Origin of the sequence: Bradyrhizobium sp. Y36 (genome assembly GCF_002531575.1) — a bacterium.
In the GTDB taxonomy this organism is placed as follows: domain Bacteria; phylum Pseudomonadota; class Alphaproteobacteria; order Rhizobiales; family Xanthobacteraceae; genus Bradyrhizobium.
This window is the reverse complement of sequence record NZ_NWTI01000001.1, coordinates 53,213-70,841: the sequence shown is the minus strand read 5'-3', so window position 1 is coordinate 70,841 and position 17,629 is coordinate 53,213. Positions and strand designations below refer to the sequence as shown.

General features: G+C 64.6%; 21 protein-coding genes. 6 read left to right on the top strand and 15 right to left on the bottom strand.

Translation table 11 applies throughout. The annotated features are described in order from the left end of the window. Positions 1-179: 179 nt before the first annotated feature. Positions 180-824, bottom strand: a complete 645-nt coding sequence (locus CO669_RS00310; RefSeq protein ID WP_097657234.1) for a response regulator transcription factor — start codon at positions 822-824, stop codon at positions 180-182. Between the two features lie 86 nt (positions 825-910). Between CO669_RS00310 and CO669_RS00305 the strand changes: the two genes are divergently transcribed. After that, complete coding sequence (locus tag CO669_RS00305) at positions 911-2,251, top strand: ATP-binding protein (protein ID WP_097657233.1); 1,341 nt, start codon at positions 911-913, stop codon at positions 2,249-2,251. On the opposite strand, the gene CO669_RS00300 is transcribed toward CO669_RS00305, so the two are convergent. The 9 genes from CO669_RS00300 to coxB all read right to left on the bottom strand — a co-directional run bounded on the left by CO669_RS00300 (position 2,248) and on the right by coxB (position 9,342). Continuing rightward, complete coding sequence (locus CO669_RS00300; RefSeq protein ID WP_097657759.1) at positions 2,248-2,616, bottom strand: nuclear transport factor 2 family protein; 369 nt, start codon at positions 2,614-2,616, stop codon at positions 2,248-2,250. The two genes, CO669_RS00305 and CO669_RS00300, sit on opposite strands and share 4 nt — an antisense overlap. A 114-nt stretch (positions 2,617-2,730) precedes the next feature. Then, positions 2,731-3,483: an SURF1 family protein gene (locus CO669_RS00295; protein WP_097657232.1), complete on the bottom strand. Its 753-nt coding sequence runs from the start codon at positions 3,481-3,483 to the stop codon at positions 2,731-2,733. Further along, positions 3,480-3,881: a DUF983 domain-containing protein gene (locus tag CO669_RS00290; protein ID WP_097657231.1), complete on the bottom strand. Its 402-nt coding sequence runs from the start codon at positions 3,879-3,881 to the stop codon at positions 3,480-3,482. The genes CO669_RS00295 and CO669_RS00290 overlap by 4 nt, the downstream gene beginning before the upstream one ends. A 96-nt stretch (positions 3,882-3,977) precedes the next feature. Continuing rightward, positions 3,978-4,874, bottom strand: coding sequence for a cytochrome c oxidase subunit 3 (locus CO669_RS00285; protein ID WP_097657230.1), 897 nt, complete (start codon positions 4,872-4,874; stop codon positions 3,978-3,980). Between the two features lie 79 nt (positions 4,875-4,953). Beyond that, positions 4,954-5,610 carry a cytochrome c oxidase assembly protein gene (locus CO669_RS00280; protein ID WP_097657229.1) on the bottom strand — a complete coding sequence of 219 codons (657 nt, stop codon included), beginning with the start codon at positions 5,608-5,610 and terminating at the stop codon, positions 4,954-4,956. A gap of 5 nt (positions 5,611-5,615) precedes the next feature. Further along, positions 5,616-5,792, bottom strand: a complete 177-nt coding sequence (locus tag CO669_RS00275) for a cytochrome c oxidase system small membrane protein (RefSeq protein WP_063197888.1) — start codon at positions 5,790-5,792, stop codon at positions 5,616-5,618. After that, a complete protein-coding gene (locus tag CO669_RS00270; RefSeq protein ID WP_097657228.1) occupies positions 5,789-6,733 on the bottom strand; it encodes a heme o synthase in 945 nt (314 codons plus the stop codon). Before CO669_RS00270 ends, CO669_RS00275 begins: the two co-directional genes overlap by 4 nt. Positions 6,734-6,795: 62 nt before the next feature. Then, on the bottom strand, positions 6,796-8,415 hold the full coding sequence (gene ctaD / locus CO669_RS00265) for a cytochrome c oxidase subunit I (protein WP_097657227.1): 1,620 nt from the start codon (positions 8,413-8,415) through the stop codon (positions 6,796-6,798). Positions 8,416-8,502: 87 nt separating this feature from the next. After that, positions 8,503-9,342, bottom strand: coding sequence for a cytochrome c oxidase subunit II (gene coxB, locus CO669_RS00260; protein ID WP_097657226.1), 840 nt, complete (start codon positions 9,340-9,342; stop codon positions 8,503-8,505). Between the two features lie 479 nt (positions 9,343-9,821). Here coxB and CO669_RS00255 point away from each other — a divergent pair, with 479 nt between their 5' ends. Next, complete coding sequence (locus tag CO669_RS00255) at positions 9,822-10,367, top strand: invasion associated locus B family protein (RefSeq protein ID WP_097657225.1); 546 nt, start codon at positions 9,822-9,824, stop codon at positions 10,365-10,367. 10 nt (positions 10,368-10,377) lie between these two features. Here CO669_RS00255 and CO669_RS00250 read toward each other — a convergent pair whose 3' ends face one another. Further along, the gene (locus CO669_RS00250) at positions 10,378-10,710 is read right to left on the bottom strand and encodes a DUF5615 family PIN-like protein (protein WP_097657224.1); all 333 of its coding nucleotides are present in this window, start codon (positions 10,708-10,710) and stop codon (positions 10,378-10,380) included. Continuing rightward, positions 10,707-10,985 (bottom strand): DUF433 domain-containing protein, encoded by a 279-nt coding sequence (locus CO669_RS00245; RefSeq protein WP_502694448.1) that lies wholly within the window; start codon positions 10,983-10,985, stop codon positions 10,707-10,709. The genes CO669_RS00250 and CO669_RS00245 overlap by 4 nt, the downstream gene beginning before the upstream one ends. Before the next feature lie 92 nt (positions 10,986-11,077). On the opposite strand from CO669_RS00245, the gene tldD reads away from it, so the two are divergent. The 3 genes from tldD to CO669_RS00230 are packed head-to-tail and all read left to right on the top strand — an operon-like array spanning position 11,078 to position 13,896. Continuing rightward, a complete protein-coding gene (gene tldD / locus CO669_RS00240) occupies positions 11,078-12,505 on the top strand; it encodes a metalloprotease TldD (RefSeq protein WP_097657758.1) in 1,428 nt (475 codons plus the stop codon). Next, positions 12,502-13,278, top strand: a complete 777-nt coding sequence (gene lepB, locus CO669_RS00235) for a signal peptidase I (protein WP_097657222.1) — start codon at positions 12,502-12,504, stop codon at positions 13,276-13,278. The genes tldD and lepB overlap by 4 nt, the downstream gene beginning before the upstream one ends. A 51-nt stretch (positions 13,279-13,329) precedes the next feature. Continuing rightward, positions 13,330-13,896 (top strand): nucleotidyltransferase family protein, encoded by a 567-nt coding sequence (locus tag CO669_RS00230; RefSeq protein WP_097657221.1) that lies wholly within the window; start codon positions 13,330-13,332, stop codon positions 13,894-13,896. Between the two features lie 250 nt (positions 13,897-14,146). Here the strand turns inward: CO669_RS00230 and CO669_RS00225 are convergent, their stop codons facing one another. The 3 genes from CO669_RS00225 to CO669_RS00215 form a co-directional block, all read right to left on the bottom strand. Beyond that, positions 14,147-14,725 (bottom strand): PAN domain-containing protein, encoded by a 579-nt coding sequence (locus tag CO669_RS00225; RefSeq protein WP_097657220.1) that lies wholly within the window; start codon positions 14,723-14,725, stop codon positions 14,147-14,149. Positions 14,726-14,835: 110 nt separating this feature from the next. After that, positions 14,836-16,206 carry a glutamate--cysteine ligase gene (locus CO669_RS00220; RefSeq protein ID WP_097657219.1) on the bottom strand — a complete coding sequence of 457 codons (1,371 nt, stop codon included), beginning with the start codon at positions 16,204-16,206 and terminating at the stop codon, positions 14,836-14,838. A 99-nt stretch (positions 16,207-16,305) separates the two neighbouring features. Then, complete coding sequence (locus CO669_RS00215) at positions 16,306-16,803, bottom strand: MarR family winged helix-turn-helix transcriptional regulator (protein WP_097657218.1); 498 nt, start codon at positions 16,801-16,803, stop codon at positions 16,306-16,308. A gap of 126 nt (positions 16,804-16,929) precedes the next feature. Here CO669_RS00215 and gstA point away from each other — a divergent pair, with 126 nt between their 5' ends. Beyond that, complete coding sequence (gstA, locus tag CO669_RS00210; protein WP_097657217.1) at positions 16,930-17,544, top strand: glutathione transferase GstA; 615 nt, start codon at positions 16,930-16,932, stop codon at positions 17,542-17,544. Positions 17,545-17,629: the final 85 nt, after the last annotated feature.

The following is a 17,629-nucleotide window of genomic DNA, read 5'->3' as shown; positions in this document are numbered from 1 at the left end:
CTGTCACGAAACCGTCAAGGGCGAAAACGGGATATGCGCGAAAATGTTCCTATTTTTCCCGATCGCAATTCGGCACCGACAAGGACAAACAAGCCGCGGTACGCCTGCGCGTTGCCGTCATTTCCCGAATTCCAGGACATCTCGGGCTCAATCAATGCCGGGCCGCGCGCGTCGGACCATCAATTCATCCCGATTTCCACCGCGATCCTGATCAGGTCGGAATGGTTCTTGGCGCCCAGCTTCTGCTTGAGCAAGGACGTGGTGTTGGCGACCGTCTTGTAGGAAATGCCGAGCGCCTCGGCCACTTCCACGATCTTGTCGCCGCGTCCGAGCAGACGGAGAATTTCGAGCTCCCGCGGCGTCATCTGCGAGGCCGGGTTGGCCTTGATGGCCGCGCCGGAAAACGTCACGGCTTCCGCAAGCTGCGGGGAGATGAAATTGTCGCCCGCCACCACCTTGCGCACCGCTTTGAGCAGGATCCGGGGATCGTCGCCCTTGGAGACATAGCCCTGCGCCCCAAGCTCGACCGCCCGCACCACGAAGGCCGGATCGTCGTTCATGCTGAACATGATGATCTTGGCGTCGGGGTCGTCCTTGCGGATGCGTCGCATCAGCTCGAAACCGGAGACGTCGGGCAGGCTGATGTCGATCACGGTAACGTCGGGCCGCTTGCTGACATAGGCGCGATGCCCGGATTTGGCGTCCGTCGCTTCCTCGATACGGATCGAGTGGTCCGCCGCGAACAGGGTGCGGCAACCGGACAGCACCACGGGGTGGTCGTCGACAATCAGAACCCGGGTCCCCGGTTTGGCCGTATCTTGCATCGCGCGCTCTCTTGTTCTTCAACTCATAGACCGGCGGGAACAAATGGAAAGAGTAAATTCCCCCGATGCGCGTTAGAATTGACCTAATGTGGCAACGACTCTCGTTCAGAACGCAACTGTTTCTTCCGCTCGGGGCGAGTTTTCTCGCTGCGCTGATCCTGGGCGGTATTTTGCTGCAGATTTTTGCAACCGGTCAGCTCGCCGACGAAAACGAGCCGGCGCGACGCTCGATCGGGACCATTTCCACCGCGCTCAACAACACGCTGCGCGCCGCGGACAATCCGCAGAAGACGCTGGATGCCTTCGTCCAGTCGCTGGGCGCCTCCTCCGATATCCAATTCCGCCGCATAGAAGATGGTTCTCCCGTCTCCCCGAAGGATGATGCCCGCAACCTGAAGGTTGTTCCAAGGTGGTTCGTCGATCTGTTGACCATACCGGAGATGGAGGCCGCCTCTCCTGTGGTCGTTGACGGCAGACATGTCGGCGATCTCGTGTTCGTGCCGGATCTGTCGGCGGACCTGTTCGAGAAGTGGATCGGCTTCCTCGCCCTGACCGGCCTGGTCGCCGTGCTGATGATGCTCACCGGTATCATTGCCTATGTGTTCGCGGAATCTGCCCTGCGCCCGTTGCAAAATCTCGGCCAAGGCCTGACGCGTATCAGGCGCGGCGATTACGCGACGCCAATCCCGGTCGGAGGACCGCCCGAGATCCGGCAAAGCTGCGAGGAAGCGAATGCCCTGGCCGCGACGCTCGCCCGGTTGAGCCAGGACAATCGAGACCTGCTTCACCGCCTGGTGTCGCTTCAGGACGACGAGCGGCGCGATCTCGCCCGCGAATTACACGACGAACTCGGGCCGCTGCTGTTCGCCATCCGCGCCGGCACGATCGCCCTGATCGACGCCGAGCCACAGGCGGGAAATCTCGGCAATCCGGCTCAGGATGTGCTGCAATCGGTCGAGGCGCTGCAGCAGACCAACCGCCGCATCCTCGATCGGCTGCGGCCGCTCTATATCGAGGAGCTCGGCCTTGCGACCAGCGTGCAGACGCTGCTCCGGAATTTTCGCAAGCAGGCGCCCCATATCGCCCTGACCGACGCGATCGATCCGGACCTCGACGTGATCGACGGCCCGCTGGCCCGGACCATCTACCGGGTGATCCAGGAGGCACTCACCAACGTGCTGCGCCATGCCAAGGCCGGCAGCGCCCATGTCCAGGCGAGCGCTGCCGGCGAGACGCTGGTGATCGAGATTTCCGACGACGGCGGCGGCTTCCCCGCCGACAATGTCTTCGGCCGCGGCCTCACCGGCATGCATGAGCGCGTGCGGGCGCTCAGCGGCTCGCTATCATTGCTGCGCGTGGATGAGCGCACCTATGTCCGCTGCCGTCTTCCGGCCGAGACGGTGCGAGAGGCAACGGTCAATGGCTAGCAGGCGCAGCAGCCGTCATGCGCGTTCTGCAGCGCCGGCTCGCACAGCGTGCTGTGGATCTTGCCTTCCGGGCTGAAGCGAAACGAGGCGTGGATGCGCAGCGCCCCGGCGACGGAATATTCGAGAACGACGCCATGGGGCACCGGCTGGATCTCCTCCAGACCGAAACCCGCCAGCGAATACGCACTGAGCCGCGGCTGCCAATAGGCTTCGAGCTCGCTCCGGCCGCGATAGCGCTGCGCGCCGTTGCAGGTGCATTCGAGCTGGGCGTCGTCGGCATAGAGGTCGAGCAACGTCGTGAGGTCGCCCTTCCGGCAGGCATCCACCCAGTCGACGACAATTCCCATCTGATCGAAATCGCTCACGCCGCAATCCTGTCTGCCGCGGAAAAACATCGGCGGCTTAGGACCACACTCGTGAATGCGCGCTGAATGGTAAACCCCGGGCGATACCGGGTTCCCATACGGAAACCGATCGCCTCAGCTCTGCCGCCGGCCTCTTGCCCACACCGCGAAGGCGATGAGCACGGCGCCGGCGAGCATGAACCAGGTGACGGCGTATTGCAGGTGATCGTCCTTCAGATGCACGTCGAGCGGCCCCGGGCGCGGGATGCCGTTCTCCGGAACCGGCTGCTCGAGGTCGACATAGAACGGCGCCACCGTACCCCAGCCGAGTGCGCTGGCGATGGCCGGATGATCGCGCACGAACCAGAGCCGCTTGTCGCGGTTCTGCGCCGGCGTCAGCCAGCCGGCCGCCTCGGGAAAGCGCAGATAGCCGGTGAGCGCGACCGGCTGCCCGGTGACGAGCTTCTTCACCGCGCGATCCTCGACGCTGCGGTCCTGCATCGTGTTCTCGACGAAGCCGGCATCGATCACGACCGTCTCCCCGCTCGGAAGCCGCGCCGGCAGGAACGCCCAGGTGCCGGGGCCTGACGCGTCCTTGCGCACCGCAGAGCCCGAGGAATAGACCATCGCATCCGGCTGGGCTGCGTAGGTCGCGGTGAAGCTGACGCGGCGGAACTCGTCGTGCGCGGGATTGAGCGCTGCCCATTGCGAAGGCGGCGGCAGCGCGATCGGCGCCTCTGCAAGCCGTTCGGTGAGTGCCGCGACCAATTCGTGCTTGGCGGTCCGCCGCTGCAATTGCCAGAAGCCGAGCGCGAGGAAGACGGCCGTCAGGAACAGCGTGAACAGCGCGAAGCCGGCCACGCGAGGCTTGCGTGCAGGCTCGTTCATTTCGCGCGGTCGACCAACCGGCCCGGCGCCGCCTTGTGGTGGAATTGCAGCGCGATCAGCAGCGACTTCATCGCACGCAGCGGCAGCAGCGTGGTGGCCAGGATCAGCGGCAACCACAACACCGCGTGCAGCCAGTACGGCGGCTGGTACTTGACCTCGACGATGAGCGCGGCCGCGACGACGATGCCGCCGGCCAGCATGATGATGAAGATCGCCGGACCGTCGCCGGTGTCGATGAAGGCGTAGTCGAGGCCGCAGCGGTCGCAGGCGGGCGCGAGGTTGAGGAAGCCCGCATAAAGCTTGCCCTGGCCACAGCGCGGGCATCTGCAGGCAAGGCCGCGCAGCGCGCTCTGCAGGACGGTGGTTTCGGGCTCGGTCTTGCCGGCGGTGTCGTTCATGATGGCGGACTCTATCACAATTTTCGCCGAAACTTCCGGCGGACCAAAAGCGAAGGGCGGCCCTGCGGCCGCCCTTCGTGGTCGATTCGATGCGGCTCAGTGCGCGCCGTGGGCCATGGTCTCGGCGCCGTGTCCCCAGACGTAGATGCAGAGGAACAGGAACAACCAGACCACGTCGACGAAGTGCCAGTACCAGGCGGCAAACTCGAAGCCGAGGTGCTGCTTCGGCGTGAAGTGGCCGGCATAGGCACGGAACAGGCAGACCAGCAGGAAGATGGTGCCGACCAGCACGTGGAAGCCGTGGAAGCCGGTCGCCATGAAGAAGGTCGCGCCGTAGACGTTGCCGCCGAACGAGAACGCCGCGTGGCTGTATTCATAGGCCTGCACGCAGGTGAAGAGCGCGCCCAGCACGACGGTGAGGATCAGGCCGTATTTCAGGCCCTGACGGTCGTTCTCGAGCAGCGCGTGGTGCGCCCAGGTCACGGTGGTGCCCGAGGTCAGCAGGATCAGCGTGTTGAGGAGCGGCAGGTGCCAGGGATCGAAGGTCTCGATGCCCTTCGGCGGCCAGGTGCCGGGGACCGCGCAGGCGCCGGCCTGGGTGCCGAGACCGCAGCCGAACACGGCGTCGCGGGTGGCGTGGACGGCGTCAGCCGGAAACAGCGCGGCGTTGAAATAGGCCCAGAACCAGGCGACGAAGAACATCACCTCGGAGGCGATGAACAGGATCATGCCGTAGCGGTGATGCAGCTGCACGACCCGGGTGTGGTCGCCCTTGTACTGGGCTTCCTTGATCACGTCGCCCCACCAGCTTGCCATGGTGTAGAGCACGCCCACGGTGCCGACGCCGAACACGATCGGCGCGGCCGAGAACATGTGGTGCATCCAGGCGATCGCGCCGACCGCCATGATGAAGGCCGAGAGCGAACCGACGGCCGGCCACGGAGAGGGATCGACCAGGTGATAGTCGTGATGCTTGGTGTGCGCCGTTGCCATTTGCGGTCTCTCTCCTCAATCCCGTGCCTGTCAGGCACTTATCCCCTTGTTTCCGACCTTCCGGGCGCGAGCCCGGCGGTCAGAGATTTCCCTTGCGTTTGTCGCCTTCGCCCGACGCCAGCGGCTTCACCACGGGATCCTTCACCGGATAGAAGGTGTAGGACAGCGTGATGGTGTTCAGCCCGTCGTTCTCGTGGTCGTCGGCGATCGACGGATCGACGTAGAACACGACCGGCATCTCGCGCTTCTCGCCGGGCGCCATGGTCTGCTCGGTGAAGCAGAAGCAGTTGATCTTCTGGAAGTAGGAGCCGACCGTCAGCGGCGCGACGTTGTAGGCGGCCTGCGCGGCCGTGGTGCGTGCGGCCTGGTTGGTCACGGTGTAGAAGACGGTCACGACCTGGCCGATATTGACCTCGATCTCGTTCTGCTCCGGCTCGAACTTCCAGGGCAGGCCGGGCGCGACGTTGGAATCGAAGCGCACCGAGATCTTTCGCCCGATCGGCCCGGTCGCCGGCGCCGAGGTCGCCACCTGCGTCGTGCCGTTGAAGCCGGTGGCGCGGCAGAACCAGTTGTAGAAGGGCACCGCCGCGTAGGAGGCGCCGACCATCAGCGCGACCACGCCGCCGCAGATCGAGGCAACCACGACGTCACGACCCAGCCCCCGGCGCTTGGCCGGCTCGAGATCGGCCTGCCCGTTGGCGCCGACATCCCGCGATATGGTGGGCTCGTGATCCATGTTTGCTACATCGGCCGCACGAGAACGGCCGGTCCCTTGACCATGGTGACGGCAAAGAACAGCACAACGAGCACGCCGAGCGCCAAAGCGATGGCAATCGAGCGCTGACGACGGCTCTTCTTCTGCGCCTCGGTGAGGACGATTCCGTCTGTCTCGGGTTTGTCGGCCATCGCGGTGATCATGCGCCCCCAACCATCGGAGCCAGCGCGCGGAACACGACCTCGGCCAGCAGGGTCGCGAACAGCGCGAACAGATAGAGGATCGAGAAGGCGAACAGCTTGCGGGTCGCGCGCAGCGATTGGCTGCGCTCACGGCGCAGATAGACGTTGATCGCGAGCACCAGCATGCCGGCGCCGAGAATGAGCGAGACGATGCCGTAGATCGCGTCGAAATAGCCGAGCGCCCAGGGCGCGGCGGCGACCGCGATCAGCACGACGGTGTAGAGCAGGATCTGCAGCCGCGTCGCGTCGGGGCCGGCGACGTTGGGCAGCATCGGAATGCCGGCCCGCGCGTAATCGTCGGAACGGAACAGCGCCAGCGCCCAGAAATGCGGCGGGGTCCAGAAGAAGATGATGGCGAACAGCAGCAGCGGCTCGACGTCGACCGTGCCCGTGACGGCGGCCCAGGCCACCACCGGCGGCAGCGCCCCGGCGGCGCCGCCGATCACGATGTTCTGCGCGGTCCAGCGCTTCAGGCCCATCGTGTAGATCACGACGTAGAAGAAGATGGTGAAGGCGAGCAGGCTGCCGGCGATCCAGTTGACGAGGATGCCGAGCGTCATCACCGAGAAAAAGGACAGCGTCAGGCCGAACGCCATCGCCTCTGGGCGGGTGATGCGGCCGCGCGGGATCGGACGGTTCGCCGTGCGCGACATCTTGGAATCGATGTCACCTTCGAGCGCCATGTTGAGCGCGCCGGAGGCGCCGGCCCCGACGGCGATGCAGAGCAGTGAGGTGAACGCCAGCACGAAATGGAAATGTCCGGGCGCCATCGCCATGCCGACCAGCGCGGTGAAGATCACCAGCGACATCACCCGCGGCTTCAGCAGCGCGATGTAGTCGCCGACCTCCGCCTCGGAGATGCGGGGATTGATGTCGATGGCGTTCTGGTCGAGGACGGACACTAAATTCAACTCGCTTCCTGAGAAGAGCCGCGGCGCCCGTCACGGGCGCCGCGGAAGATCGCTTACTGCACGCGGGGCAGCACTTCGAACTGGTGGAAGGGCGGCGGCGAGGGCAGCGTCCATTCCAGCGTGGTCGCACCGGCGCCCCACGGATTGTCGCCTGCCGGCACCTTCTTCATGAAGGCGTCCAACACGCAGTAGAGGAAGATCAGCACGCCGAAGCCGGAGATGTAGGAACCGACCGACGACACCAGGTTCCAGCCCGCGAACGCGTCGGGATAGTCGACGTAGCGGCGCGGCATGCCCGACAGGCCGAGGAAGTGCTGCGGGAAGAACACCAGGTTGACGCCGATGAAGGTGACCCAGAAATGCGCCTTGGCGAGCGTCTCGTTGTACATGTAGCCCGACATCTTCGGGAACCAGTAGTACCAGCCGGCGAAGATTCCGAACACCGCACCCAGCGACAGCACGTAGTGGAAGTGCGCGACGACGTAGTAGGTCTCCTGCAGCACGCGGTCGACGCCGGCGTTCGCCAGCACGACGCCGGTGACGCCGCCGATCGTGAACAGGAAGATGAAGCCCACCGCCCAGATCATGGGGGCGCGGAATTCGATCGAGCCGCCCCACATCGTTGCGATCCAGGAGAAGATCTTCACGCCGGTCGGAACCGCGATGACCATGGTCGCGGCGACGAAATAAGCCTGCGTCGCCGAGGACATGCCGACCGTGTACATGTGGTGCGCCCACACCACGAAGCCGATGCCGCCGATCGCGACCATGGCGTAGGCCATGCCGAGATAGCCGAACACGGGCTTGCGCGAGAAGGTCGAGACGATCTGGCTGATCATGCCGAAGGCGGGCAGGATCAGGATGTACACCTCGGGGTGACCGAAGAACCAGAACAGATGCTGGAACAGCACGGGGTCGCCGCCGCCGTCGGGGGCGAAGAAGGTCGTGCCGAAATTGCGGTCGGTCAGCAGCATCGTGATCGCACCGGCGAGCACCGGCAGCGACAGCAACAGCAGGAACACCGTCACCAGGATCGACCACACGAACAGCGGCATCTTGTGCAGGGTCATGCCCGGCGCGCGCATGTTGAAGATGGTGGTGATGAAGTTGATGGCGCCGAGGATCGACGAGGCGCCCGCCAGATGCAGCGAGAGGATCGCGAAGTCGACCGCCGGACCCGGATGACCCGAGCTCGACAGCGGCACGTACATGGTCCAGCCGGCGCCGACGCCGTTGGCACCCGGCTCGCCCTCGACGAACGTCGACATCAGGAGCAGGCCGAAGGAGGCCGGCAGCAGCCAGAACGAGATGTTGTTCATGCGCGGGAACGCCATGTCCGGCGCGCCGATCATCAGCGGGACGAACCAGTTGCCGAAGCCGCCGATCATCGCGGGCATGACCATGAAGAAGATCATGATCAGGCCGTGCGAGGTCACGAACACGTTGTAGGTGTGCGTCTCGTGGAAGATCTGCACGCCCGGATACATCAGCTCGGCACGGATCGCGATCGACATCGCGGCACCGATGATGCCGGCGATGACCGCGAAGATCAGGTACATCGTGCCGATGTCCTTGTGATTGGTCGAATAGACGTAGCGCCGCCATCCGGTCGGATGGGCGTGCTCGTCGTGTCCGTGGGCGTGATCGCCGTGTGCCGCTGCGCTCGTTGCCATTTTCAAATCCTGCCTTGCGTCCCATTCGGACCTTTGGAGGTCCCGCCCTTATATCGCTTTCAGTCCCTCAGAGCCGTCGCCCGGCGCTTACTGCGTCGGGCCGGCTGCGGAGGCGTAGGTGCTGGTGCCGCCGCTCGCGTATTTCTTCTTCGCCGTCTCGACCCAGGAGGCGAACTCCTGATCGCTCACCACACGCACGGCGATCGGCATGAAAGCGTGGTCCTTGCCGCACAGTTCAGAGCACTGGCCGTAATACATGCCGGTCTTGGTGGCCTTGAACCAGGTCTCGTTCAGCCGGCCCGGAATGGCGTCGATCTTGACGCCGAAAGCCGGCACCGCGAAGGCGTGGATGACGTCGGCGCCGGTGGTCTGGACGCGAATCACCTTGTTGACCGGCACCACCATCTCATTGTCGACGCCGAGCAGACGGGGCTGCTTGTCCTGCGCCATCAGCGAGTCGAACTCGAACTTGCCGTTGTCGGGATAGGCGTAGGACCAGTACCACTGCTTGCCGGTCGCCTTGATCGTGATATCCGCCTTCGGCACGTCCAGCTCGAGGAACAGAAGCCGGAACGACGGCACCGAGATGCCGACCAGAATCAGCACGGGAACCAGCGTCCAGGCCACCTCGATCAGCGTGTTGTGGGTGGTCCGCGACGGCACCGGATTGGTCTTCGCGTTGAACTTCAGGACAACGATGACCAGCAGCGCCAGAACGAACAGCGTGATCACGGTGATCAGCACAAACAGGAAGTTGTGGAACCAGACGATGTTGTCCATCACCGGGGAGCCGGACTCCTGCAGCGTCCATTCCCAAGGCTTCGGCTGCCCGAGCTCGGCAAATGCCGCGCCGCCCGTCGCCAGCGTCAGACCCGCTACGGCCAATCCCAGCAAGTGCCGGCCCACCGGGCCCATCGACATCCTCATGCCGTTCGCGCTCCCCTTACGAAATCACCCCAAGTGCGCTCCCCTGTGTCCGGGAAACGCTTATTCGATCCGCCCGCCTGACAAACCGCCGCGCAAGAATGCCTCCAAGAGACAGAATACCTCTAAGAGGAATTCGGGCCAGATCGCTAGAACGCCGAAATCAAGCCTCTCAAACCATAATTTTTGATCTATCGCAATGCAGTCTTGAGGCCGGTCTGCCAGCCATCACCCGCAAGATAATTCCTAGTAATATCGGACAAAAATACCGTTGGCCGGGATGCGGCGGCTTGACAGCGGAATTGCCCGCGTTAGGCACTGCCAGATGGCCGCGCAGGAACCTGATTCGTGCGGGCGGCGGCGGTGCGAGGCGGCGTGGAATTTGCTTGGGAATCGCCTTCAAGACGCCGTCATTCCCGTATCAGTCCGCCAGACTAGTCCGCCAAGCGCGAGCGACCCAGGCGAGCAGAGGGACCGACCCGATGGGGCTTTCGAAATCGACGGCAAGGCAGGCGAGATCGCTGGCTGACCGCCTCCCGGCGCTGGCAGGCCTGCTGGCGGCGATCGTCCTTCTGGCGCTTCCCGGCCTTGCTCATGCGCAGGGCGCAGTGCGCTCCGTCCATGGCGACTGGCAGATTCGCTGCGACACGCCGCCCGGCGCCCAGACCGAGCAATGCGCCCTGATCCAGAGCGTGGTCGCCGAAGACCGTTCCAATGCCGGCCTGACCGTCATCGTGCTGAAGACCGCCGACCAGAAGAGCCGCCTGATGCGCGTGGTCGCGCCCCTGGGCGTCCTCTTGCCCTCCGGCCTCGGCCTCAAGCTCGACAACCAGGACGTTGGCCGCGCCGGCTTCGTCCGCTGCCTGCCCAATGGCTGCGTGGCCGAGGTCGTCATGGACGACAAGCTGCTCGGCCAGCTCCGCACCGCCAAGACCGCCACCTTCATCATCTTCGAGACCCCGGAAGAAGGCATCGGCTTCCCGCTCAGCCTGAACGGGCTGGGTGAAGGCTACGACAAGCTGCCGTAGGGCAATGAGCCTAATAGATCTCGAGGCACGCCGTACTATTGTCGCCCTCGAACGCCTCAATGGTCTGGGCGTGTCGGCGGAGCAGATCGGCAATTGCCGCAGTGGTTCGATTGCCGCTCCGGAGCCAGAGGACCTTGGGCGGAGAACCCAATAGGCCCGCCATCTCGGCGAAATCGACGTCCTGGGTTACAATTGCAAAGCCATTTGCTTTTTCAAACTCCCAAAGGACAGGATCAGCCGCTTCGGAGAGCCCGTGAAACCGGGCATGAGCGGATTGCGGAAAAATATCGGCCATCATCTGGCAAAGCTTGAAGCTGAGATTCTGATCGAACAGCAGCTTCATGTTGCGGCGGTCACCAGTCGCCTCTCGCGATCGGCAGCATAAGCCAGGCAGGCTCGAATATCGTCCTCGGTCAACTCAGGAAAATCATCGAGGATTTCGGCATGAGTCTGACCGGCAGCCAGCCAGCCGAGCACATCGGCCACCGCAATCCGCATATGGCGGATGCAGGGGCGCCCCCCACGCTTGCCGGGCTCAATTGAGATGACGTCTCGGTAGTTCATTAGGAGAGAATAGCATCGTTCCGCGCCGGATGCAGCATCAGTCAGCCGCCCCATCCTATCGTTTCCGTAATGTGACGCCCCGCCCCCTCGCGGAACCGGTCCGAAACCATTATCTTGCCCCACATCTTCCGCTAATGGACGGATTCATGACAAACCCTGCCACGACCTCCCTGCTCGACCGCGCCAATCTCGACCGCGACCAGGTTCGCCACGAGGTCGCGCGCGGGCTTTCCGGTGCCGACGACGGTGAGCTGTTCCTGGAGTACAGCCAGACCGAAGCGCTGATGTTCGACAATGGGCGGCTGAAGCAGGCGACCTACGACACCTCGCAAGGTTTTGGCTTACGCGCGGTGAAGGATGATGCCGTGGGCTATGCCCACTCCTCCGACGTCTCGTTGCCCGCGCTGATTCGCGCGGCAGATGCGGTCGCGGCCGTACGCGGCGGCTATTCCGGCAGCTTCGCCGCGCCGCCGCCTCACACCAATGTCCGCCTCTATGGCGACGACAATCCGCTCGATGCCCCCGGCTTCGAAACCAAGGTCAAGCTGCTGGCCGAGATCGACGCGTATCTGCGCGACAAGGATCCCAGGGTGCGGCAGGTCAGCGTCAGCCTGGGCGCGACCTGGCAGGTGGTTGAGATCCTCAGGCCCGACGGCGAGAGCTATCGCGACATCCGTCCGCTGGTGCGCGTCAACGTTTCCGTCGTCGCCGGCCAGGGCGACCGCCAGGAGAGCGGCAGCAAGGGCTATGGCGGCCGCGCCGGCTATGCCGAATTCATCGAGAGCAAGAACTGGCGCGACGCCGCCGACGGCGCGCTGCGCGAGGCGCTGGTCAATCTGGAATCGATCCCCGCCCCCGCCGGCGAGATGGACGTCGTGCTCGGGGCCGGCTGGCCCGGTGTGATGCTGCATGAAGCGGTCGGCCATGGCCTCGAAGGCGACTTCAACCGCAAGAAGACGTCTGCGTTTGCCGGCCTGATGGGCCAGCAGGTCGCGGCCAAGGGCGTCACCGTGGTCGACGACGGCACCATTGCCTCGCGGCGCGGGTCGCTGTCGATCGACGACGAGGGCACGCCGACCAATCGCACCGTGCTGATCGAGGACGGCATCCTGGTCGGCTACATGCAGGACCGCCAGAATGCGCGGCTGATGAACATGAAGCCGACCGGCAACGGCCGCCGCCAGGGCTATGCCCATGTGCCGATGCCGCGCATGACCAACACCTACATGCTCGCGGGCGACCGTGACCCCGCCGAAATCCTGGCGTCGGTGAAGAACGGCGTGTTCGCCGCCAATTTCGGCGGCGGCCAGGTCGACATCACTTCGGGCAAGTACGTGTTCCAGTGCACCGAGGCCTACAAGATCGAGAACGGCAAGATCGGCGCGCCGCTGAAGGGCGCCATGCTGATCGGCAACGGGCCGACCGACCTGCATCGCATCCGCATGATCGGCAACGATCTCGCGCTCGATACCGGCATCGGCACCTGCGGCAAGAACGGCCAGGGCGTGCCTGTCGGCGTTGGCCAGCCGTCGCTTCTGATGGAACGCATCACGGTGGGTGGAACGGGCGCATGAGCGTTGAGAAAGCAACTGTCGCCGCCAAGCGGAAGAGCAGCGGCTGGGGCGGCCAGCTCGTGCAGCTCGCCGGCATCGTCGCCGCGGTGTTCATCGCCAAGGGCGCGCTCGCCGAGCCGTTCTACGTGCCGTCGGGCTCGATGGAGCCGACGCTGCTGATCGGCGATGCGCTGCTCGCCTCGAAATTCCCCTATGGCTACGGCACCTCGTCGCTGCCGATCCAGATCAATCTGCCCGAGAGCGGCCGCGTGTTCGCGGAGACGCCGAAGCAGGGCGACGTCGTGGTGTTTCGCTGGCCCGACGATCGTTCGCAGGCCTGGGTGAAGCGCGTCGTCGGGCTTCCCGGCGACCGCATTCAGATGCGGCAGGGCCAGCTCTTCATCAACGACCGCCCCGCCGAGCTGAAGCCGGACGGCGTTGGCGCTGCCGAGGACGACAATGGTGGCAGCGAGCCCGCCTACCGTTACGTCGAGACGCTGCCGAACGGCGTCTCGCATCTGATCTTCAAGATGCGCGACAACGGCCCGCTCGACAACACGCCGGAAGTGACGGTGCCGGCAGGCCACCTCTTCGTGCTCGGCGACAACCGCGACAACTCCGCCGACAGCCGCGTGTCGCTGCGCTCCGGCGGCGTCGGCCTGCTGCCGATCGACAATCTGATCGGCCGTGCGGATGCGGTGGTCGGCTCCTGGGACCTCGGCATGCGCAGCCAGCCGGTGTACACGTGGCTGTCCGGCTTCCGGCTCGCGCGGTTCTTCACCGCGGTGCATTGAGCCTTCACTCACGTCACCTCTCCCGCGAGCGGGAGAGGGAGAGCAGCAGCGATGAACCGCGACGAATTCCTCGCCCTCGCGCTGCAAAATCCCGCCAACGCCGCAATCGTCGCCGAGCTCGATCGCCTCGCGCTGCCCGATGCATGGCTGGTCTCGGGATGCCTGGTGCAGACGGTGTGGAATGTCCTCACGGGCCGCGCGATCGATCACGGCATCGCCGATTACGACGCATTCTATTTCGATCCTGATACCTCGTGGGACGCCGAGGACGCCGTGATCCGTGCGCTGCATGCGCGGCTCGGGCATCTCGGCGTCAAGGTCGAGATCCGCAACCAGGCGCGGGTGCATCTGTGGTATCCAGCCAAGCACGGCCTGCCCTATCCGCCGCTTCGAGGTTCGCGCGAAGGCATCGATCGCTTCCTCACGCAGAACACGCAGGTCGGCGTCAGGCGCGTCGCCGACGGCTACGAGGTCTACGCGCCGCACGGCTTTGACGATGTTGCAAAGCTGATCGCGCGGCCCAATCCGGGTCCGAATTTTTCCGCGGCGAATTACAACGCGAAGGCCGCGCGATGGAAGGCGCTGTGGCCGGAGCTCACGGTGATTGCTGCAGAGTGAGATCCCGTAGGGTGGGCAAAGCGAAGCGTGCCCACCATCTCACCTAATGAAAGAGATCGTGGGCGCGGCGCTTCGCGCCTTTGCCCACCCTACGGCACTACGAGATTATCTCGTGTCCCGGACAAGACGCATCGTGAACCGATGCGGCGCAGAGCCGGAACCCATCTTGCTTCGGATTGCGAGGCCGCATGGGCCCCGGTTCAGCGGCGCATCACTTCGTGCCGCGCCGCGCCCGGGGCACGATAACGCGCTACCGCACCACGCCTGAGGTGAACCCCGCCTTGCGGCGCGGCGGCTTGATTTCCTTTTTCAGGAAGCAGCGCGCCTCACGCCCGGTGTAGCCGGGGCGGGCATAGGTGAAGGCGCGGCATTTATTGTCGGCGGTGCACGCGGCCTTGCAGGCCTCCACGCCGTCGCCTTCCTTCAGATCGAAATTGCGTAAGTCGCCGCCGGGGCGGTCGATCGACGTCTCCACGCCCTCGACCCGCGGCTCGATCACGCCGGCACCGCGCACACCGGAGATGCAGCAACTGCCCGGCACCCGCGCCGGCACGGTGTTCTTCAGCCAGCACACCGCCGAACCGCCTTCGACGTCCGGGTAGCTGAAGCTCCACGAGCGGCAGCGGCGGTCGCGCTCGCACAGCAGCGCGCAATCCTCGGGATCGCCTGAGGCGACAGGCGCGCTGAAATAGTCGCCGCCGGGCCGGTCGAATGCAGTCTGGGCGCGCGCCGGCACGCTCGCGAAAGCGAGCGAAAGCAGCGTGACACAAGCCACGACGCAAGCCATGACCTTTGCCATGAAGGCCCGGGACTGGCGGCCCTTCCCCATCGGAACAGCTTTCGAGTTATTGACGACGCTCGGTTTTTTCGGCCGGTCATTTGATCGCCGCAAACCTGTATGGGCGATGAACGGCTGCAACCTGATCGTTGGCCTATGGTCTAGAAAGCGTATTCCGCGTAGGCCGGTTCCACCGAGCCCTTCCAGGGACCGTTGAACTTGTCCAACATTTCTTCGGCCGGCGTCCGGCCGGAATCGATGATGCGGTCGAGCGGCTCCAGATGCCGCGTTTCGTCGCGGCCGAGCTGGTCGATCCGGGCGCGCCGGCGCAGGCCCGCATGTGCCAGAACGAGGCATTCCTTGGCGATCTCGAACAGATAGCGGTTCTTGATCCGCGCCTTGAAGCCGAAGCGCGGCACGTCGTCGCGCAGGGCCTGACGCTCGGGCGCGGTCCAGTGCTTGACGATCTCCCAGGCCGCATCGAGCGCGACGTCGTCATAGAGCAGCCCGACCCAGAACGCCGGCAGCGCCGGCAACCGGCCCCACGGGCCGCCGTCGGAGCCGCGCATCTCAAGATAGCGCTTGAGCCGCACTTCCGGGAAGATCGTGGAGAGATGGTTGGCCCAGTCCGACAGCGTCGGACGCTCGCCCGGAAGGTTGTTGTTGCGGCCCTCGAAGAAGGCGCGGAACGAGGAGCCGGACACGTCGATATAGTCCTCGTCGCGCTTGACGAAATACATGGGCACGTCGAGCGCGTAGTCGACGTAGCGCTCGAAGCCCATGCCGTCCTCGAACGCCCACGGCATCATGCCCGACCGCGCATTGTCGGTGTCGCGCCAGATCTCGGAGCGGAAGGACAAAAAGCCGTTCGGCTTGCCTTCCGTGAACGGCGAATTGGCGAACAGCGCGGTTGCGACCGGCTGCAGCGCCAGCGACACGCGCAGCTTCTTGACCATGTCGGCTTCGGAGGAAAAGTCGAGATTGGTCTGCACCGTGCAGGTCCGGTACATCATGTCGAGGCCGTACTGGCCGACCTTCGGCATGTAGTTGGTCATGATCTTGTAGCGGCCCTTGGGCATCATCGGGATGTCGGCGCGCGACCAGGACGGGGTCATGCCGAGGCCGAGGAAACCGATGCCGAGCGGCGTTGCGATCTCGCGCACCTGCGCCAGATGCGCCATCAGCTCGCTCTGGGTCTGATGCACATTCTCGACCGGCGCGCCGGACAGTTCGAACTGTCCGCCGGGCTCGAGCGAGATCGCCCCGCCCCCGGTGACGTCGTAGAGGCCGATGATGTTGCCCTTCTCCATGATCGGCTCCCAGCCGAGCAGGAGCTTCATGCCTTCGAGCAGCGCGCCGATGCCCCGCGCGCCTTCGTAAGGCACCGGACGGTGGCCTTCGAGGGTGAACGGCGTCTTCTCGTGCTCGGTGCCCATGCGCCACTCGGACGCCGGCTTGCAGCCGGCCTCGAACCACGCCACGAGCTCGTCGCGCGACTGCAGCGGCGTCATATCGATCTGGTCTCGCGCCATATCAAACTCTAATCAAAGGCGCTTCGATCGAATGCGCGCGGGTGACGGGGTTGGTCCGCGAACCCACCGGGCGCACGGACGAGCGGGTGTGCCGCGCGATCATCGCGACGGCGAGGTTTCGTTGACGTTGGCGACGGGCGGCAGCTTCATCTCGCCGCACGAGCAGCCCAGGCGGTCGAGCAGACCGCACAGCTTGACGGCATCGGCATCGGACAGTTTCGAGCCGACATATTTCTCGATCGCGGCGGAATAGGCGCCCCACATCCGCTTCTGCAACTCGCGGCCCGCTTCCGTGATCTCCACGAACTGGCCGCGCTTGTCGATCTTGCATTCGCGCCGCGAGGCGAGGCCCTCGTCGACCAGGCGGTCGATCAGGCGCGAGGTGGAATATTGCGGGATCAGCATTTGCCGTTCGAGTTCCACCGGCCGCAATTCGCCCGAGGGAGCACGCGACAATTCCAGCAGCGCGTCGTACCATGCCAGCGGCGGGAAGCCCGCCTTCTTCAGGTCCTGCTCGACGCAATCGAGCACGCGGCTCTGCACCCGCATCAGGCGGATCCAGGCGGAGGTCGCCTCGGTCGATGGTTTGCGCTTCATGGTCCCGCTCAAGCTCGTCGCCCGTCTCTTACCCCATTTGATGCAGCTGCATCAATCTTGACTATTCCATGCAGACGCATGTAGTCGTTCTTTCGCCCCAACCAAGCGTCAAGAGGAGGAAATTCCATGAAACTCTATTACTCGCCCGGCGCCTGCTCCCTGTCCCCCCACATTGCGCTCCTGGAAGCCGGCCTGCCCTACGAGCTGGTCAAGGTCGATATCCGGGCCAAGAAGCTCGAAAATGGTGAGGATTATCTGAAGCTGAACCCCAAGGGCCAGGTCCCTGCGCTGGGCCTCGACAGCGGTGAGATCGTGACCGAAGGGCCGGTGATTGTCCAGATGATCGCCGATCAGGCATCCAGCAAGGCGCTGGCGCCGGCTCACGGCAGTTCCGAGCGCTACAAGCTGCTGGAGTGGCTCAACTTCCTCACCTCCGAGGTGCACAAGAGCTTTGGCCCGATGTTCGCGCCGGCGCTGAACGACGAGGCCAAGGCCTTCTTCAAGGACCGCGTCATGGGCAAGCTGAAATATATCGACAGCCAGCTCGCCGGCCGCGACTACCTGATGGGCAAGCAGTTCACGGTGGCCGACGGCTATCTGTTCACGATGCTGACCTGGGGCGACCGGATGAAGTTCGATCTCTCGGGGATGCCGAACCTGACGGCCTACAAGGCCCGCGTCGCGGCCCGGCCGCAGGTGCAGGAAGCGCTGCAGAAGGAAGGCCTGGTCCAGGCAAAGTGATCCTTCGTCATTCCGGGGCGCCGCGACGCGGCGAACCCGGAATCTCGCAATTGTTGCATGACCGAGCGAAGCCGATCGAGATTCC

What these genes read in the sequence shown, in the direction of transcription:
- CO669_RS00245 (WP_502694448.1), bottom strand. Translation starts at nt 10,985, where the DNA reads ATGGGGCGGCTGACTGATGCTGCATCCGGCGCGGAACGATGCTATTCT.
- CO669_RS00220 (WP_097657219.1), bottom strand. Translation starts at nt 16,206, where the DNA reads ATGGCGCGAGACCAGATCGATATGACGCCGCTGCAGTCGCGCGACGAG.
- coxB (WP_097657226.1), bottom strand. Translation starts at nt 9,342, where the DNA reads ATGAGGATGTCGATGGGCCCGGTGGGCCGGCACTTGCTGGGATTGGCC.
- CO669_RS00280 (WP_097657229.1), bottom strand. Translation starts at nt 5,610, where the DNA reads ATGGATCACGAGCCCACCATATCGCGGGATGTCGGCGCCAACGGGCAG.
- CO669_RS00275 (WP_063197888.1), bottom strand. Translation starts at nt 5,792, where the DNA reads ATGATCACCGCGATGGCCGACAAACCCGAGACAGACGGAATCGTCCTC.
- CO669_RS00290 (WP_097657231.1), bottom strand. Translation starts at nt 3,881, where the DNA reads ATGAACGACACCGCCGGCAAGACCGAGCCCGAAACCACCGTCCTGCAG.
- CO669_RS00310 (WP_097657234.1), bottom strand. Translation starts at nt 824, where the DNA reads ATGCAAGATACGGCCAAACCGGGGACCCGGGTTCTGATTGTCGACGAC.
- CO669_RS00285 (WP_097657230.1), bottom strand. Translation starts at nt 4,874, where the DNA reads ATGGCAACGGCGCACACCAAGCATCACGACTATCACCTGGTCGATCCC.
- CO669_RS00295 (WP_097657232.1), bottom strand. Translation starts at nt 3,483, where the DNA reads ATGAACGAGCCTGCACGCAAGCCTCGCGTGGCCGGCTTCGCGCTGTTC.
- tldD (WP_097657758.1), top strand. Translation starts at nt 11,078, where the DNA reads ATGACAAACCCTGCCACGACCTCCCTGCTCGACCGCGCCAATCTCGAC.
- lepB (WP_097657222.1), top strand. Translation starts at nt 12,502, where the DNA reads ATGAGCGTTGAGAAAGCAACTGTCGCCGCCAAGCGGAAGAGCAGCGGC.
- ctaD (WP_097657227.1), bottom strand. Translation starts at nt 8,415, where the DNA reads ATGGCAACGAGCGCAGCGGCACACGGCGATCACGCCCACGGACACGAC.
- CO669_RS00225 (WP_097657220.1), bottom strand. Translation starts at nt 14,725, where the DNA reads ATGGGGAAGGGCCGCCAGTCCCGGGCCTTCATGGCAAAGGTCATGGCT.
- CO669_RS00250 (WP_097657224.1), bottom strand. Translation starts at nt 10,710, where the DNA reads ATGAAGCTGCTGTTCGATCAGAATCTCAGCTTCAAGCTTTGCCAGATG.
- CO669_RS00215 (WP_097657218.1), bottom strand. Translation starts at nt 16,803, where the DNA reads ATGAAGCGCAAACCATCGACCGAGGCGACCTCCGCCTGGATCCGCCTG.
- CO669_RS00305 (WP_097657233.1), top strand. Translation starts at nt 911, where the DNA reads ATGTGGCAACGACTCTCGTTCAGAACGCAACTGTTTCTTCCGCTCGGG.
- CO669_RS00230 (WP_097657221.1), top strand. Translation starts at nt 13,330, where the DNA reads ATGAACCGCGACGAATTCCTCGCCCTCGCGCTGCAAAATCCCGCCAAC.
- CO669_RS00255 (WP_097657225.1), top strand. Translation starts at nt 9,822, where the DNA reads ATGGGGCTTTCGAAATCGACGGCAAGGCAGGCGAGATCGCTGGCTGAC.
- gstA (WP_097657217.1), top strand. Translation starts at nt 16,930, where the DNA reads ATGAAACTCTATTACTCGCCCGGCGCCTGCTCCCTGTCCCCCCACATT.